This is a genomic window from Secundilactobacillus collinoides DSM 20515 = JCM 1123, from assembly GCF_001435975.1.
In the GTDB taxonomy this organism is placed as follows: domain Bacteria; phylum Bacillota; class Bacilli; order Lactobacillales; family Lactobacillaceae; genus Secundilactobacillus; species Secundilactobacillus collinoides.
Genome location: NZ_AYYR01000082.1, coordinates 40,185 through 57,766 on the forward strand (window position 1 = coordinate 40,185; position 17,582 = coordinate 57,766).

General features: G+C 44.2%; 12 protein-coding genes. 2 read left to right on the plus strand and 10 right to left on the minus strand.

What is annotated here, in order from left to right; translation table 11 throughout:
* Positions 1–392: 392 nt before the first annotated feature.
* The 6 genes from FC82_RS12945 to FC82_RS12970 form a co-directional block, all read right to left on the minus strand.
* Complete coding sequence (locus tag FC82_RS12945; RefSeq protein ID WP_056997222.1) at positions 393–5,117, minus strand: MucBP domain-containing protein; 4,725 nt, start codon at positions 5,115–5,117, stop codon at positions 393–395.
* A 484-nt stretch (positions 5,118–5,601) separates the two neighbouring features.
* Positions 5,602–6,321, minus strand: a complete 720-nt coding sequence (locus FC82_RS12950) for an EAL domain-containing protein (RefSeq protein ID WP_054760523.1) — start codon at positions 6,319–6,321, stop codon at positions 5,602–5,604.
* Between the two features lie 75 nt (positions 6,322–6,396).
* The gene (locus tag FC82_RS12955) at positions 6,397–6,927 is read right to left on the minus strand and encodes a hypothetical protein (RefSeq protein ID WP_056997223.1); all 531 of its coding nucleotides are present in this window, start codon (positions 6,925–6,927) and stop codon (positions 6,397–6,399) included.
* A 335-nt stretch (positions 6,928–7,262) separates the two neighbouring features.
* Positions 7,263–7,808, minus strand: a complete 546-nt coding sequence (locus FC82_RS12960) for a TetR/AcrR family transcriptional regulator (RefSeq protein WP_056997224.1) — start codon at positions 7,806–7,808, stop codon at positions 7,263–7,265.
* 623 nt (positions 7,809–8,431) lie between these two features.
* Positions 8,432–8,995 carry a TetR/AcrR family transcriptional regulator gene (locus FC82_RS12965; RefSeq protein WP_056997225.1) on the minus strand — a complete coding sequence of 188 codons (564 nt, stop codon included), beginning with the start codon at positions 8,993–8,995 and terminating at the stop codon, positions 8,432–8,434.
* A 735-nt stretch (positions 8,996–9,730) separates the two neighbouring features.
* Positions 9,731–11,638, minus strand: a complete 1,908-nt coding sequence (locus FC82_RS12970) for a heavy metal translocating P-type ATPase (RefSeq protein WP_056997226.1) — start codon at positions 11,636–11,638, stop codon at positions 9,731–9,733.
* A 100-nt stretch (positions 11,639–11,738) separates the two neighbouring features.
* Between FC82_RS12970 and FC82_RS12975 the strand changes: the two genes are divergently transcribed.
* Positions 11,739–12,080: an ArsR/SmtB family transcription factor gene (locus FC82_RS12975; protein ID WP_056997227.1), complete on the plus strand. Its 342-nt coding sequence runs from the start codon at positions 11,739–11,741 to the stop codon at positions 12,078–12,080.
* A gap of 430 nt (positions 12,081–12,510) precedes the next feature.
* On the plus strand, positions 12,511–12,801 hold the full coding sequence (locus tag FC82_RS12980; protein WP_054760510.1) for a hypothetical protein: 291 nt from the start codon (positions 12,511–12,513) through the stop codon (positions 12,799–12,801).
* Between the two features lie 234 nt (positions 12,802–13,035).
* On the opposite strand, the gene FC82_RS12985 is transcribed toward FC82_RS12980, so the two are convergent.
* The 4 genes from FC82_RS12985 to FC82_RS13000 form a co-directional block, all read right to left on the minus strand.
* Positions 13,036–13,917 (minus strand): polysaccharide deacetylase family protein, encoded by an 882-nt coding sequence (locus FC82_RS12985; protein WP_054760508.1) that lies wholly within the window; start codon positions 13,915–13,917, stop codon positions 13,036–13,038.
* Positions 13,898–14,203 (minus strand): hypothetical protein, encoded by a 306-nt coding sequence (locus FC82_RS12990; protein WP_054760506.1) that lies wholly within the window; start codon positions 14,201–14,203, stop codon positions 13,898–13,900. The genes FC82_RS12985 and FC82_RS12990 overlap by 20 nt, the downstream gene beginning before the upstream one ends.
* A 3-nt stretch (positions 14,204–14,206) precedes the next feature.
* Positions 14,207–15,421 carry a glycosyltransferase gene (locus FC82_RS12995; protein ID WP_054760505.1) on the minus strand — a complete coding sequence of 405 codons (1,215 nt, stop codon included), beginning with the start codon at positions 15,419–15,421 and terminating at the stop codon, positions 14,207–14,209.
* A gap of 650 nt (positions 15,422–16,071) precedes the next feature.
* A complete protein-coding gene (locus FC82_RS13000; protein ID WP_054760503.1) occupies positions 16,072–17,139 on the minus strand; it encodes a hypothetical protein in 1,068 nt (355 codons plus the stop codon).
* Positions 17,140–17,582 lie beyond the last annotated feature (443 nt).

Consider the following 17,582-nt stretch of genomic DNA (forward strand, 5'->3'; position numbering starts at 1 on the left):
AATTTCCGTATGGTTAGTCAAGCATTTAATTTTCATGAGTCTTGCTAGACGACGGATTGAAACGAACGCCACAACCAAAGCCCGTCTCTGGTCCAGTCTTTAATTAGTTTACTCCAAGTTTTCCACAATAATTAAGAAAGCTAACTTTCTTTGCCACATTGCGAAAACAAGTTTCTCAAACCCAAAAGTTTACACAAAAACGGGCTATGCTACAAATAAAAGCTAAAAGCGCCACTGGCAAAAATCCAAGGTACGATTTTTAGCTAGTGGCGCTTATTTGGTCCAGTTGCCTGCTTGTTACAAGTTCTGACTAGATAGCCTTGACGCTAAGTTAATTTTTCCTTAATAGCCGTCTTTTGGCCAGTCTCTTTTTAATACGAAGTTACTGATTACTAGTTATCGCCATGCTTACGTTTCAACCTGAATCCAAATAGCCCAGTCAAAGCTGCAAGAATCGCAAGTCCAGAGACTTCAGCTGTGCTTGCACTCTGGTCAGACTCATTGGTCTGCGGTAACTTCGTCGTTGCCGATTCGCCATTGTTCTGGTTAGTTGACTGGCCATCATTGCCAGTTAGATCAACTTTAGAATTTCCGGTGACAATCGGTTCAGAAGTTGACCCCGACGCTGTATCAGCACTGGTACCCGTGCTTAAATCAGATGGTGCAGCTGTATTATTAGCAGCCGTGGTGCTTGTTGCCGTGGTGCCGGACGATGAACCAGTCGTCGAGCCGTTACCCGTCCCCGTAGACTGACTGCTGCTTTGTGACCCAGTGGTTGTGCTCGTCGCAGTCGATGTGCTGGTAGCACTGCTGTCTGATCCAGAACCTGTCGTGTCAGTTGAGGAGCCGGTGGAGTCCCCAGTCGATGTCTCGGTTGAGGTCCCGGTTGAGGCCCCGGTTGAGGTCCCAGTCGATGGCCCGGTTGAGGTCCCAGTCGATGGCCCGGTTGAGGTCCCAGTCGATGTCCCAGTCGATGTCCCGGTTGAGGCCCCGGTTGATGTCCCGGTTGAGGTCCCAGTCGACCCACTATTGCCAGTTGTGGCATCATTCTTTGTGTAGTAGTAAATAACCGTGTTTTCAGTGCCGAATGTCCCTGTGGCGTTGCTTGGTGTCGCCGTCAGGGTATACCCGCTGACAGTAGCGGCTTCGGTCGAATACTTATCACCATAGAGCCCACCAACAGTGACATCCGGAGAAATTGAAGTTGTGGTGCCCTCAAGATAATAGTGCACAGTGTAGGTGACGTAATCTGGGATTGTAGCTGGAGCCGTCAAAACGTAATATGTTGATCCTGTGACCTGGTCTCCATCAGCTAATTCATTTTCAACCATAGTGATTTCAGTCGGATCAGTAATTGTCTCACCAGTTGTCTCATCATAGTATCCTACAACGATGTCATTGTTTGGTGCGGTGCTTCCAACTGTTAGGTCATCGATGTCATACAGACTGTATGACGATCCAGTGGTCCCGGTATACGTCCCGACTTCTTGACCCATGACATAATTGCCCTCTGAGTCTGTCGTGGCGAGATACCAAGTATCAGTTAAATTATGCACAGCCGTTAACGTCATTGTGTTGGTTGTATTACCGCCAACCGCTGTAGAATCGTTACCGGCCAAAGTGCCGCTGCTGTAAAATTGGACAGCCGTTGTGTACTGCCACGTATCATTTGTCGTCACACCAGAAAGCGTTGAAGACGATACCGTCAGCGGGTACGAAATCGTTACAGTTTCACCAGAAGTGATCGGTAAATTAGTGACTGTAAAGCTGGCTGCTTCTGTTGGATCGGTGGTTGTTTCGCCATCCGCAGTATAGTAAGTGATTGTTGCAGTGGTGATTGTGCCACCATCGTTGTCAGTGATTGTTGGCGCCCCAGTTAATGAAATCACCTGGGTGCCATCAGGATCTAAGGTGACCGTCGTTGAACTATCCGTGACACCTGAGCCAGTCCCGTTGTATAGTTCAGTTTCACCAGTTGCGGTATCATTGTCCGCGTTAATAGTCCCGGTTGAGGTCTGGGCAGTATCATCAGCCGACCCTGTAACAAAATCGTTGCTGGTCAGCGTGTCGCTTGTCGCAACCGTCCCAAGGATCTGATCTTCCGTATTTGTTACGTTATAGAGATTACCAGCAGCATAATCCTGTTCGACACTCCCCAAACTAGTCAGAGTGGTACCGTTAACATCAATCAGTGCGGCACTCGGTTCAACAAAAATCGTATCACTAGAGTCGATATCGGTACCAGCCGGTGCATCTGCATCAACAATCAGTGGCACCGTAATTTGACTTATCTTAAGATAATTGTCTAACCCTGAGATGGCAATCACTTCACGACCGTCGTAGTCCGATAAGTGGGTAATTGTAATCTTGTCGGCGCTAGTTGCAACACCGCCGCCAGGATTGGCAGTCATTAAAGCATCGATAATATCGGCATCACTTGCAAACGTGGTGTCTGCTGGTGCAATCACAACCACCGTTAATGGATTGGCTTCTTCAAACGCTTCGGCAGCCGCACCTGAATCAGAAAGCATCACGCCTGCATTTGTGGTTGATAGGTTTGTGTATGACGCAAAGTCAACATCAAGTGATCCGGAAAGCACATTAACGTTCAAATCATCACCTGTTGAACCGCCCGCAGTGTAAACTGCATCGCCTGATGGTGTCGAGTTATTCACTACCGCAACACCCTTGTTGCTGTACCCCCGGGAAGTTGTCTGCGATGTCCCATCAACGACAGTCCCATCTGATTCAATATTACTGGTCGTACTCGTTGCCGTAATAGTCGTTGGATCCGTTGTTCCATAGGTGGTAATTGCGATTGTCAAAGGTTTAATGGCGTTTGATGAAGCATTTAGATCTGTGTTGGCTGAATTTTCTCGTAACTCAACACTGACTACAGGATCGCTCGCACTGCCTAAACTAGTCGTGTAGGTTGACGTTCCTGACGTGTAATCCAAGGTCTGCGTGGCGCCGCTCGCAGTCGTAAAGATTAACGAAACATCCGTATCTAAGCCCATTGCAGCCAGATTCGAATCAGTCAATCCTGAAACCGTTTTAACGCCAATTGCCGTGTCACTGTTGCTGCTGGCCAGAGAGAATATCGCATCAAAAGTACCACCATAAGTGTGGTTGGAAGTGTCTTCAACTTGCCAAGTATACTGTTCACTGCCAGTGTCACCACTATCAGTAAACGTTGTTAAATCGGTATTTGCAGTTGAAATGTAGCTAATTTTACTGCTGGATGATACAGCCACCTCTTCGTACTCGAGGGAATCGCCGTCATCATTTGTCGTGTCATCAGTGACTGTCAATGTTGACCCATCAACGACCCAAGTCATTGAAATTGTCGGTGAAGCATAGACTGTTGCTTCCGTTGGCGTTGTGACAGCTGAAAGCGAAACGTTTAAGTTACCTTTCAGTTGTTGCAATGCGGCCATCGTCATTCCTGCTGGATACGTCACAGTAATTGTGTTGTCCGTGTAACTGACCGTAAAACCTGAATCGGTCAAACTGTTATCCAGTGTGGCTGAATCAATTTTTACTGTATCCGGAACGGTGATTTCCAACTCGGTACCAGAATCAGTCGTTGTCACATTTGATCCATTGGGAATGTTCGTATAGTCTCCAGGGTAGACGTTTTGTGAAATTGCGAGTGTCCAGGTCATATCACTGATGACTGTGCCGTCACTAATTAATCCAGGAGTTGTGGACGCATCCCCAGAGGTGAACAAGTGGTTAGAAATACTTGAGGCTTGCCCGACACCTGTCGTCGTCGCATATGATTTTTTGACAGTCAGATTATCAGACGTTTCACTAATGGTCGCGCCAGCAGCATTTGTGACCGTCATGGTGATTGGAACAGTATCCTCGGCGTTACCTGTTGCCAACGTGTTCGTTGCATCACCGTTATTATCACCATTAAACCCGAAATAAACATCAAATGTTGCGCTCGAATAAGTGCTGGTAAAGGTGATAGTGACGACAGTTTCAGTTGTACCGTTAACCGTGACCGTTGATTCAGATTCCGTGGCCCCTGATAAGTCACTCCAGCCTGTGCTTTCAAATGAATTCGCGCCAACAATAATCGTCAGAGTTTGCCCAGCCGTAAAGGCCCCGGTAATTTTTACATCAACCGCGGTACTGTTACTGTTACTGCTAATGGTGTCGCTGTTATAAGTCACTGTCCCGCCTGCATCATCACCGCCGCCATTAATTGAGACGGTCAGGTCAGCAGCACCGGTAGTCGTCGCTGCAGTGTATGTTGCGTCGACTCTACTGTAAAACTGAGCGCTGGGGTTAGTTGTCGTGGGGTCATTCAAATTATCATCTGGTGTGGTAATTGCTGTGTCGCCATCGATATCACTTGAAATATCAGTCGAATTGTCCGAATTACCGTTATTTGTACTACCTGTGCCGTCAGTTGTCCCACCGGCAGCATCATTAACATTGTCAGTACTCGTATTTGCATCGGTGCCGGTTCCGCTCTCGTTGCTCGAACTAGAAGCATTAGCCGTATCAGACGACTGTGATGCCGCACTGCTTTCATTGCTATCGCTGGCACTGTTTGCGTCCGAATTTTCTGTGTCGCTTGCACTCGTGGCACTCGAACCGTTATCGGCCGTGGTAGTTGAAGTGGCAGCGCTGCTGTCAGAAGAGGCTAAGCTACTGTCAGAAGAAACTGAGCTAGATGAACCTGAATTGGTTGTACCAGATTCTGTAGCGTTGCTCGATGGACTGTCACTCGCAGCTGTTTCAGTAGTGTTCTCCGCGCTAGAAGTATCAGTACTCGTTGAGTCGTCACTGGAACTGGTAGCGTTTGCATTACTACTGGAATCACTGGCAGCCGAAGACGAACTGCTATCTGTTGTTGAACTGCTGGCCTTTAAGGCAACGCTGCTGGAACTCGAAGATGCAGCTGTATCGCTTGAAGACGAAGAAGTTGCTGTATTATCCGCAAAAACATGCTGTGTCGTATTTAAAGTTGCAGTAACCCCAAACGTTACTGTAGCGATCCCCGCAATCAACCATGTCTTACCTGCCTTGTAGAGTTTGTAGTGTTCCTTACGGTCACCCATACCCTGCTGTAACTGACGCCGTTGCTTATTAAATTTTTCCATAGAAATGCTCCTCCAAAACCTATGCATTTTCATCAGTCTGATTTATATTTTTTACCAGTTAAATTCCCCAAGATAACCCTCACAATCTATGGTGTCATCAGACATAAGCCATAAATAATCATTTAATAATGACAAATGATTGTGTGAAGAAAAATAATATAAACCATCTCGTGTATATCGTTAAATATAGCAACATCAGTTCTAATATTCAAGCATTTACACGTTAAAAAATAATAATATTTATCATTATTGTGCAATACTGTCGCATATAATATCATTTTTGTTAAAATTGTTGGATAAAAGGATATTATTTAAAATAAATGGTCATTTTATTACAATAGTTTAAGAACGTATAAACTAAATCATTATTTTATAAATGAAAACTTGTTATAAAAAAATCAGTCGGCCTTATTATTTAAAGGCTGACTGACCAAATCATATTTTATTTTTAAATACATTTCTGCCATATATAATATTTTTTGCCTTAGTAGACGGTACAATCGTTTTCACGTTCGCCAAAATCAATTTGATAGTTCAACGACGAATTTTCGAAAATGGGGTGCGGTTTCTCATACAAATAACCTTGTCGTAACGGGATCTTAATGGCGTCAAGAATCTGTTCATCATGCGCGGTCTCAATCCCTTCGACAACTAACCGCAAATCGTACAGATCAGCGACATCCTTCCATTCCCGTAACTTGACCGGGATGAGCGGTTGGCGACCTTCATGACGAAAATTCTGCATCGCAAACTTAATTTCAGTCGTAAACGCAAGTAATGGTTTGATTTGATTGAGCTGATTGTCACCGGTTCCAACATCGTCCAAACTCAGTTGAACACCACCACTAGCCAGCAATTCTGCCGACCGCAAAATGTCGGTGCGCGCATGCGGCGCCAGCAAAATCTGCTCAGTCAATTCCGCAACCAATTGCGTTTTCTGGTTTTCTTGATGGAACAAAATCAATGCCCGGATAATATGAATATCCGTGAACTGTGCCCGATTTAAATTGATTGCAATCGTCACCGACGCCCCTAACGTCTGAATTGCCCCTTGTAAAAGGTCTAATTGCGTATCAATAGAAATATTTTCAAAATTCTCCGGTAGCCGCCAATGACCATCCTGATCTTGGCGAATCAATGTTTCAAAACCAACAACCGTTTGAGTGTATCGGTTGACTTGCGGTTGAACAAAATAACGATACATGTGTAAACCTCCCCTCGTTATTTTTGTTGCCTGTCTGCTCGTCTGTGCCCCTTAACACAGATAAACGGTCTTACATTAAAGCATCACCAGATTATGTAAATATGGTCCCATCTGGCGGCGAGTCAGCTGTAAACTGCCGCTGACCCACTGTACCATCACACCGGTTGCTGCATACACGAGGTAGGAGAGTTTGGCGATTGACACCGTGTTGATCGGATACTGCTTAGCAATTCGCTTCAACGAGCGCGTGGCTTTATCCGCCAATGCGGTAATCAATTGGCTTCCCTCCGTTGTTTTGCAAGCGAGGCAAAGTAATTCACGGTGCGTATCACTATAGGCCAGGAGCCGTGAGATCGTTGTTTTCACACTGATTACCCCGGTTTTTTCAACTGGCTGTGCGGTCTGAATCAACGACTGCTTGATGTCGGCAAAAATAATATCATTCAACTGACAAACACTCACAAACCGCGCGTGAAATGCTTCAATCGGCACTTCAGCTACCGTCGCGACTTCCATCGGCGTGATCTGTTCTAACGAATGGTCCGCCAAAAGTGTCAGCAATGCCAACTCAAGTGTTAACGTGGTACAATCCTGATCATCAGTCATGACACTATCGCTCCCTTCAAAATGATTAAGCACCTATACTAATCAAACATTAGCATGAGTTACTGTTGCTTTACGAGGCCCCCTAATGGGCTCGTCAACATGTAAAAACATACCTGATATACGTCAATGTGTGAATATGTTTGTACAACAACATCTTATCGAATTCGTCCGTATGTATCAAGGTACAAAATCATCGACAAATGTGTATTCTGCAACGTATTTTTTAAAAAATGTTGCACGTAAATTTGACCCTTTGTCTTGCAACAACCCCACTGATAGTTGATAAGTAAACGTTTGCACACATACAACACCCGAATCGGCTGATCCGCGTGTGATTATGGCTGATCTGGGTGAAACCGAACCGCAGAGAGCAGTGCTGTTAAGAGTTGATCTTGGTCAAGTCGAATCTGACCGTATAACCAGTGGTACAAAATACCAGCCATCCCATGAACGCTCATAATGATTTGGACGTTTGCCGCCGTATCCGATTGGCTGATGTGAGCGCGCAGCCGCCAAAGTGTGATACCGCTTTGAATCACGCTTAACAATTGGAAGTTGCCTTCCTGTGTCTGAAAAAAAAGGCGCAGCAGTTCCTGATTCTCATATAAATAGGTAATCATCGCAGTCAACGATGTCTTTAACCCTAACTGTGTCACATCAGAATCATGTTCCATTCGCATTGCAATACTTGATTTGATTCCGTCCATCACCCGGTCCTTTAAATCATAGACACTGGTAAAATGCGTGTAAAATGTGTTGCGGCTGATCTGCGCCTTGTTGGCAATCTCTCGCACGGTTATTTTTTCAATCGGCGTATCACAAAGCAGACTTAAAAAAGCCACTTCAATTGCCCGTTTTGTTTTTTCCCTTTGAATTGTCAATAGATGTTCCCCCCTGGAACGTTTTCTTCACATACAGCAACAAATCTCCCCAGATTGTTGTCATTGTGTGGCGATTATTAAATCCGTTTCAATGCTGTTATGACATCTTCATCATTAGTAATGTTGCCTATACATTACCATAGTTTGGGGGGTTGGTCTTTAAATTTTGTCATTCTATTACGTATTTTAAGCACTTTTTTTATTGTGTATGGCGCTGGGGAATAATGGTAGCGGATTCTTTGTGAAATGACTAAAAAAACTAAGCGAATTGTTAGTTCGCTTAGTTTTTTAAGCTGCCTTTATTGGCACCAGGTCGTGAGAAACACAGTCTTATTCTTAAAAACCTCAACAGTTGTTGGTTTCCTTCTGCTATGGTGGTTAACACAGTGCTTATTGTTTTAACACGCTATTAAGGTCGTTAGATTTCTGTGAGCCGCTGTTTTATGCCTGGGCACCTTAGCAAATTTTACCTGTTCTCGAGATTAAACCTTTTTATCATTTTCAATGCTTGGCTGAATAGCTAGATTCCCGTGGGTCACTGTTTTAGATGTGAGAACCCCAGTTATTTTTAGTCTGCATCCGTCCTCGCCACTGAACGTGTTACTTACCCACCGCAATGCTCACTACTTAAACGCAATTTCCGGCATTTGGCACAATTTCCTAAATAAATCCTGTTCGGTAATGTCGAGCATGCCGCTTGCCCAGTCTTGCCAGATGCCGATAATGCCGTGGATTCGGTACGTCATTTCCGAAATGTAACGCTTATCATCGCCTGGTAAATTGTCGATCTGCATCCTGACATCAATGCAGTCATGGGCATAGTCATAAATTAAGCTGCGACCATCGTTTGACCGCACCAAATATGAGTAGGCACGCTTATGACTTGCAACATAAGTAACAATCTTTTCAATTTCTGTCGCAAATTTCCGTCGTCCCGCTTCGTCATCCATTGCTGGTACCGCAGGGATCTTATCCATTCTGATATGGCCGATATACTCTGAAAAAACAAGTTCACGCAGTGCCGAAATACTTTTAAAATGGCGATAAAACGTGGCCCGGTTCACATTGGCATTCTGTGATACCCGCGAAATAGTCACCTTATTGATATCCTGTTTTTCTGCCAAAGTCAGCAAAAAAGCTTCTTTAATAACCTCTTCACTTTTAATCACTCGCCGATCAAGTCCCATCACTTTGTTCCTCCGATAACATTAAATACTTGTTTCGCCATACTTCCCGAAACCGTTTTTAATCCAGATTTAAATCTTTTAGTACTATAACAATCAACTACTCACAATCGTTTACCCTCTGTTAGGCACTTCTACTTAGTTTTCCGTTAACTTATTCTTGCACATGACTATCAGTTAAAATCAGATATATTTGGTAATAATTGCTAAAAAGCCGTCATAACAAATCACTTATGACAAATTGTCACGTTTGAAACACGTTATATCCGAACATTTTCGCGTTGACGTCATAAAATATCACGTTATAACATACACCAATTAAGCTTGTGAAGATAGGTCTTCCGTGAAAATAAATATAATAAATTTGTTTACGAAACATAATAATCACTAATGTGTTGCTTTATTATCATAACGTTTTAATATATCCGGATAAATATCAACGTTATGAAATTCATTGACAAATAGTAATTGTGTCAACCCCTGCTGTGCCGAATGAACAGTTCCTTTAAATATAGATTTGCAACATACTGTCCTATTTCGTCCCTCAATTATACCATTTTTAACATTAAATACTGTAGTAAATAAGCCCCCCAATTCCCGCTGTTAACAGCATTGTATCCGTTTTTTTATTATTTCTTAACCAACACAAAAAAGCCGAGCGCACTCGACTTTTATGGTTTCAAGAAAGCTTCTATATAATGGTTAATATAATGGTTAATGGCTCAATGGCGCTTTCGATTAATGACGCTTTCTGCTGGCTGATCGTTGTAATCGCATGGCATTCAGAATTGCAATGAGCGTCACGCCAACATCGGCGAAAACGGCTTCCCACATGCCAGCAACTCCTAACGCCCCCGCAATTAGGAAGATGCCCTTGATGGTTAGTGCGAAAATGATATTTTCCCAAACTATCTGTTTGGTGTGTTTGGCGATAGCTATCGCTGTTGTTATTTTTGAGGGCTGGTCGTCCATGATGACCACATCAGCCGCTTCAATGGCAGCATCGGAACCCAGGCCACCCATAGCGATACCGACATCTGCTCTAGCTAAAACTGGCGTGTCATTGATACCATCTCCAACAAAGGCAACCTTTCCCGCCTTATTGTGTGCCTCGGCCGTCAGCCGATCCACAATGGCGACTTTTTGTTCCGGCATAAGTCCGCCGGCAACGTTATCAATACCAATTTCAGCACCAATAGCTTTAGCCACAGGCTCACTATCACCGGTCAGCATCCAGGTTTCAATCGATCCATGTTTATTCAGTGCCGCAACCGCCTGTCTTGCATCCGCTTTAGGACAATCCGCTACCGTGATTGCACCGGCATATTCTCCGTCCAATGCAACGTAAACCACTGTGTCAGAAGTAGTTAATTGCGGTAATTTGATTTTGTTAGCCAAAAGGGCCTTCTCATTACCAGCCACGACCGTCACGCCATTGATCACTGCTTCGATTCCGTGTCCGGCAGTTTCAGCCGTTCGGGTCACGTGGTAATCTGTCTGAGCAATTGGAAAAGCCCGAATGATCGACTGGGCAATGGGGTGCGTCGATTGCTGTTCAGCGGCTGCCGCGTACCCCGTCAGTTTTGTTTCGCTGACGCCTCCTGCAGGCAAGACTTGGTTGACCTCGAACTGTCCCTTGGTCAGGGTACCCGTTTTATCAAACGCCACAACAGAGACCTGGTTCAACACTTCTAGAAAGTTACTCCCTTTCACTAGGATACCGTTTCGAGAAGCGGCGCTGATACCGCCAAAGAAACTTAGGGGAACAGAGATGACTAACGCGCACGGACAACTAATGACAAGAAACACCAAGGCGCGATTGATCCAAGTCAACCACTCACCCAACCCTAGCAGTGGTGGTATAATAGCCAACATGACGGCTAACGCAACGACCACCGGTGTGTATATTTTCGCAAATCGTTTGATAAACCGTTCAGTGGTCGTTTTTTTACTGCTAGCGTTTTGAACCAGATCCAAAATTCGCGCAATCGTTGAATTTTCATATCGTTTTGTCACCCGAACATCAACTGTGGTACTCTGATTGATGGACCCGCTCAAAATGGCATCGCCGCGCTTTAATTCACGTGGTATTGACTCACCAGTCAAGGCAGAAGTGTCCACCAGCGTGCTAGTGGTAAGCAACTCACCATCCAGCGGCACACGCTCACCGGCGCGAACCACAATGATGTCACCAGGCACCACGGCCTCGGGTTTGACAACAGTAGTGGTACATCCCCGGTGGACAGTCGCAGTGGTTGCTTTCACCTTAAGGAGCGATGAAATTGAGTTCTTCGAACGGCTGATAGCAGCGTCTTCGAACAGCTCACCAATCTCAAAGAATAGCATGACTGCCACCGCTTCAGGATACTGCTGTAACAGTAGTGCCCCCACCGTGGCCACGGTCATCAAAAAATTTTCATCAAACAGTTCACCGGCACCGATATTCTTCACTGAATTGAGCAGGACACGGTGACCGATCACTAAGTAAGCCAGCACAAAGCTCGCGATTTTAAGCGGCGAAGCAGGCAAAAGGATCGCAACGATCATTAAGGCAATGGCTGCCAAAATCGTTGTGACTCGTCGTTTATCCTTAAACAAACTACGAATTATTGGGTTGTTTTGAGTAGATACTAAACTATTTTTCATCAAACTCACCTCATTCATATTTATGTATGCGCATATGTTAATATGTATTATAAAGCCTTTTCATTCAAATTACAACCCATCACGGAGGTTATCTATTACTATGGAAGATGCACAACATTTAGAACTCGTTAACCACCTCAAGGATCACCTAGTCCCGACCGCCGAACTTGAGGATTTGGTGAGCCTGTTTAAATCTCTGGGCGACTTGACGCGCCTTCGAATCATCCTCGCTCTGGCTCAAACCACCTTAAGTGTGTCGGAACTGACGGACATTCTCGGCATGAGCCAATCCACGATTTCCCATCAGTTGGGTCTGCTAAAACAAATGAACCTCGTCAAGGGTACCCGCGCTGGTAAAAACATCCACTACCGGCTGGCTGATGATCACATTTTGACGATCGTTGGGACGGTCAAAGCCCACGTGGAAGAACAAAAAAAGTAACGCGCGTGGCGTACTCGTTGCTAACAAAGCGTGTTTTTGACTCTATCTCCTTTGCTAATCAAAAAGTGGAACAAACCGTTTAAAAATCTGCACAAAAACGGACTATTTTATAAAATAGTCCGTTTTTGTGCAGATTTTTGATTTGTGACGCTCTTTTCTGCTCAACCATCCGTATTTTTGAAGTTGCGGTGCCTTATAGCAAATGATTCTTTGAAATTAGTCGTCTGTATATCGATTTGGTTATCCGACAGTCATCGGCTGTAAGTTGAAAACTGATTCAGATTCCGCCACTACCACTCTCATTCAGTCAAATTCTTAATCATTTTGGGCACAACCTTTGCTAATTCTTTGGGATTCCTTCGCAAAATAGTAATATTTTCTTGTCATAATAAAGAAAATCAAAAAACTCACGAAGGAAGAAGGTCTTTTCATGCTGAAAACAATGACGATTCCCGCATTACCAGTTGAAAACCTTATTATTTGGCGCCAGCTTTTCCGCCAGTTTAGCAACGCCCCGTTACCCCGTAACTGGGACTCTGCCAAAGACTATTTGTTAAACCAAGGTACCGTGGCCGAAATCATTGAATGTGACTCACAAGCCGAGGCGCAAGTTGCAGTAGTTGAAGATAACGAACGCATGGCCCTCTGGCGGCAAGAACCAGACGCATTTCAGCTTTTCGGCGTGAAAGACGTTCGCAGATACATTTTGGTCATTCAATAAGCGTCATGATTAACACAAAAACGTGCCTGACAAAATTTTCCGAGTGATTTTGTCAGGCACGCTTTTTTTGCGCGATTTGTTTGTGAATTTTTTTGCTGATTTGAACTTAGTTTCTTATTAGAAAAATGTGGACTGAACGCCGTTACAGCACTGTGACAATTCCGAAATGCTGCGAGATCGCCGCCCAACTTTGAATACAGGGCATACTTTACTCAACTGGGACCACCTGCGCTATCACAGCCACGCTCGAATACTCTTCCAACTACTGTCATTAACGATCATCCGCGGTGTTAAGTTCAGATTCTGTCTCGTGGTCACAATACCGTTATTCAACGTATAGATCACCTTCAACGTGGGCTGGGCCATCAAAAAGTTTTCGACCTGTGACGTACCACTGCCATACGGGTACGTAAAAATATCCGAGGTGTGACCCGTTTTTTCAAGCATCATCTCTTCACTAGTGGCAAAATCCTGCTTAAACTTCGTGTAATTTCGCCGCAGGTTGAACGCCGGCGTGCCGTGTTCGAGATAATGCATGTTATTGGTGTGCACACCCAGTTCCATTCGGCTCCCAGACTCACGCTTTAATTTTAAGATTTGTGACCAAGTCGCCAGTTGTTCACCACCAAAATAGCGACCGGTGTTGCCCGTAATAATTGACGCCGTAAACGGATAGTGGTGTTTTTTCATTACTGGGGCAGCGTTCTCGACCAGCGTCCGGTCAATATCATCAAATGTCAACACAACGTATTTGCCGTGAACTGTTTTATGTTTTTTCAGCATCGTGACCATTTGAGATGTCGAAATTACCTTAACGTGGTGTTTGGCCAGATAATCCATTTGCTGTTTAAACTGCGAGAGATTCTCGTTATAGGCGTGCAGCTGGTTATTAGGTGTCAGATCCTCGACCGTTTTCACAGCGGTATTGTCGTTCAGTACCCGGTGATAACAGAGCACCATAATGCCGTTTTTAAGGCGTTTGTCTGAATCGGCTAACGCAAAATTTTCTCGATTTCCCAGTTCAAACTTAAGGTTCTTTTGAACGGTGACGCTGAGCAGAATCAAAAATGCGGCGATAAAAATGCCTAAAAGCCATTTACGCGTTGTTTTTGTCATCAGTTGCCGCCTTTCGTTTTAACCGCCGAATGTGGATGATACCATATAGTGAAATCAGAACACCTATCACGAGAATCAATGTCCCTAATGACCGATAAATTCGAAATGAGAGGTTAAAGAGCGAGTAGTTCACAACCAGTGCGTCCGAATAAATGCCGAAAATAAAACAAACATTAACGATGACCAGATACAGTGCCACGACCCATAGTGCAGTGAGAAAGACAGCGCGCCGGATTCTGGATGCCAAGGACGTTTTTTTTCGAATGATCAATTTTTCTTTATCCATGCACTACACCCCCCGATCCGGGCTGGACCAGACACCTTTTCGTTGCGGGTCAAGGAAAAATGACCCCAGCGCTGTGATGCAGCTGACGAGATTGACGACCCAGTAGAAAATAAAGTACAACGGCAGCAACAACAGATCCTGCCAATCCACGTATCCTTGCCGTTGCGATGAGGTGAAACCGATAATGAACTGAATAATACTGATAATGGTCAGCACAAATAAAATACCGCCGTCTAGAATCAGTGCTTGAGCAAGTAATATTGTTAGGAAATACAATAGAACTGAAAAGGCACAGCATAGTGCCCAGACATTACTAATAATCATGTCGACAAGGAGCCACTGTTCGGCAAGCTTACCGGTAAAGATCAGTTGCCGATTGTGCACCAGGACCTCCAGCCCACCTCGAGCCCAGCGCCGACGCTGACGAATCAGGGCACGGATGTGTTCCGGCACAAGAATCCAAGAGACCGCTTGAGGACAGTAAATGACGTGCCAGTCCTTCGTGTAGAGTTTCCAAGTCATGTCAATATCTTCTGTCAGTGCTTCGACCGTCCATTTGTTGACGGATTCAACGGCACTTCTGCGATAGACCACGATCACACCGGAAACGGTCGTAATGTGTCCCGTAATAAAAGCTTGCCCGCGTTTGATAATATCGATGATGCCGATATATTCGAGTAGTTGGAGGCGTCCCAACAGCGTGGTTCGGTTGCGTACGACTGGCCGGCCAGCGACGGCGCCAGCTTTTGGATCATTGTAGAAGCGCAGCATCATATGGCTGAGCGCGTCTTGGTCAACATAAGCGTCAGAATCCAGGCACAGCAAATAGTCGCCGGCGGCCTGTTTAAGACCAATGTTCAGCGCGTTCGCTTTTCCGCCGTTGTCCACTATTGGTACGACCTTGATGACGAACTGGTCTTGATAGTGCCGCTGCAACTGGTACATGACCTTTAAAGTAGCGTCATCACTGCCATCATCAATGAGGATCAGTTCAAAATGACGATAAGTGAGATCAGCGACCGATGCCACAACTTCATACAGTGTTTCCTCTTCGTTATGACTAGGAATCAGCACGGATACCAATGGCAGATCCGCATCCGATGCCGGTTGTTTCAGTGGCATCTGGTGCTGCTGAATCCCAAAGAAAATCGACCCCATGATCCAGATAATTGAAACGATCAGTGGATATAAAATAACAAACATACTCAGTAAAAACATAAAAGTCTCCCCTGTTGAATCCAAAAGTAACGTGACACTAAATGCGATGCTGATCAACTCAGGTGCATCTAGGCTGGGCATCCAAGCCAATCAGCTAATGATTTGATGCTGGTACAATGTGCTTTCAAAAAGTAACTATTATATGAAATTAATGGCACTTTTTGCACGAACTTTGCCATTGTAATGGAGGTCGTGAGTACCGTCAACCGGAAAAATAGGATGTTTTCCGTCAAGTGATGAAGCAAAGCCTAACACAATCACTTTCATGACTAATTTATTGAGTGTTTACGAATTGTCTTAGTTTCTCAGACAGTTGATTTATGGGCTTTTTAAAATATTTCCCGGGAAATATTGGCACTGGGTGGAATTGAAAAGGAAAACCTCGTTTCAAATGCAAGGAATTTTCAATTGATTACATTATTTACATAATTATTGAAAATGTGTAGCAGTTCTTCCCAAAATTGCATTTTCCACACCGTAACTAGTCGTCAATCCACGCCTATCCGATTGCGATTTTTTAGTACAACTGTTCAATAATAGTCAATGTTTAAATTTGCGTTCTGAAGCACTTCTTCAACAAAAAAAGGAGACTCCCGCAGAAGTCCCCTCGATACCTTACATCTACGCGTAAACATGCAAATGAGGTTCAATTATTTTGCTAATTTTTCCATCTGTTGCCACTGGCTATCCGTAAAGTAGTCTTTTTCATCCTTCATTTCACTCATATAGGATCGACGACTTGCTTTTGGCAGCTGTTTGTATGTTTTCATAATGGAATTGAACGTCTTGTCACTCATCTTCGGCTGCAAGGCAGCTTCAACATCACTTTCAGAAATCGTGTTAGCCGTTGAAGGCACCTTCACGTTCTGCTTGGTGCTGGCCGTTTTCAACGTCGTGATGACATTGATATGCTTGATACCGGAAGTGCTATCCCCGCCGGTAAGCTTTACCGTTTCTTCATCGGATTTCGTGTTGTAGCCCAAAATCACCTTAAACTTCTTCAAATAGGTTTTAAAATCGCTAATGTCATCCTTAGAAACTGTATTTTGCTTGTAGGCCTTCTTGCTTTTAACAACCTTATTGTACGAGTCAGCTAACGTGGTCACATCCTTTGCAGTTACCCGGTGCGTAATCACGTTGCCGTTCTTTTTGAACGAGTCAGTGTCGAACTTATTAAAGTCGGCGATCCAAGCCTTTCGAACCGCTTTTGTAAAGGCAATGTCCTGCTTTGAATCAGTGTTGAGATTATAGTTGTAATCTGTGTCACTCACTGCCAGGTACTTCCCCTTCAATTTGTTCAAGGCCGATTTGTCGTAGGTGACACTGCTGCCTGAAGTGGCTTCACTTGCGACCGCCGTTGCGACCAAATTACCACTGATGTAAGCCTTATTGTTGGCGATAATGACCGCCCCCGCAATCTTTTGATACTTACCGTTAATAGAAAGTTGGTTTTTCTTTTGGTTCAGCAGCATGGTCATGCTAGCCTTACCAGTGCCAAGAACTGACTTCAACGCTTTTTGCGAGGATGCATCCGTTAAGGTCATATCCTTGACCTGCATGGATAACTGCGTCTTCGTATGCGTTCCAGTATCTTTAAAGTAGGCTTCCGTAAACGTACTCCGAGCAGATTTTCCGCATCCGCTTAATCCCGCTAATGCCAATAGCATTACGCCGGCTCCCAAAATCCTAATCTGCCAGTGATGTTGATGATGTTGCATAACTGGTTCCCCCTAATAATAATATAATTGAATCCATATCTATTTTCGCACATTTGCTCAATATTTCGTTATCAAAAAATGAAAACGTGGCCGGAATATTGGTTAAAAAATATAGAAAAAACACAAATCAGATCCTTTAGTTGTTCCAATTGATTGATAACTAACGTCTAATATCTTTTTTTAAAAACGAAAGCTCAATTGCATAGGTCATCATCCCGTTCATCTATCATGCGATTAATTTAGAACTATTCCATATTGATATAGTAGCTGACCATTCAAAAAAATAATCAACATTGTGTTTATTGTTAGGATAAACACGATTCTAACAGTATTTACTTTTGTATTTCACCAGGCCACCCATTGACATTTAATTAGTGTGATGGGAGAATAAGCGACAAATATGACGTATTCGGCTACCATCCGTATAACATTTTTATATGTAC

Excerpts from the sequence above, each read along its gene's own strand:
- FC82_RS12950 (WP_054760523.1), bottom strand. The coding sequence starts at position 6,321 with ATGTATCGTTATTTTGTTCAACCGCAAGTCAACCGATACACTCAAACG.
- FC82_RS12980 (WP_054760510.1), top strand. The coding sequence starts at position 12,511 with ATGCTGAAAACAATGACGATTCCCGCATTACCAGTTGAAAACCTTATT.
- FC82_RS12945 (WP_056997222.1), bottom strand. The coding sequence starts at position 5,117 with ATGGAAAAATTTAATAAGCAACGGCGTCAGTTACAGCAGGGTATGGGT.
- FC82_RS12990 (WP_054760506.1), bottom strand. The coding sequence starts at position 14,203 with ATGGATAAAGAAAAATTGATCATTCGAAAAAAAACGTCCTTGGCATCC.
- FC82_RS13000 (WP_054760503.1), bottom strand. The coding sequence starts at position 17,139 with ATGCAACATCATCAACATCACTGGCAGATTAGGATTTTGGGAGCCGGC.
- FC82_RS12965 (WP_056997225.1), bottom strand. The coding sequence starts at position 8,995 with ATGGGACTTGATCGGCGAGTGATTAAAAGTGAAGAGGTTATTAAAGAA.
- FC82_RS12970 (WP_056997226.1), bottom strand. The coding sequence starts at position 11,638 with ATGAAAAATAGTTTAGTATCTACTCAAAACAACCCAATAATTCGTAGT.
- FC82_RS12995 (WP_054760505.1), bottom strand. The coding sequence starts at position 15,421 with ATGTTTTTACTGAGTATGTTTGTTATTTTATATCCACTGATCGTTTCA.
- FC82_RS12975 (WP_056997227.1), top strand. The coding sequence starts at position 11,739 with ATGGAAGATGCACAACATTTAGAACTCGTTAACCACCTCAAGGATCAC.
- FC82_RS12985 (WP_054760508.1), bottom strand. The coding sequence starts at position 13,917 with ATGACAAAAACAACGCGTAAATGGCTTTTAGGCATTTTTATCGCCGCA.
- FC82_RS12955 (WP_056997223.1), bottom strand. The coding sequence starts at position 6,927 with ATGACTGATGATCAGGATTGTACCACGTTAACACTTGAGTTGGCATTG.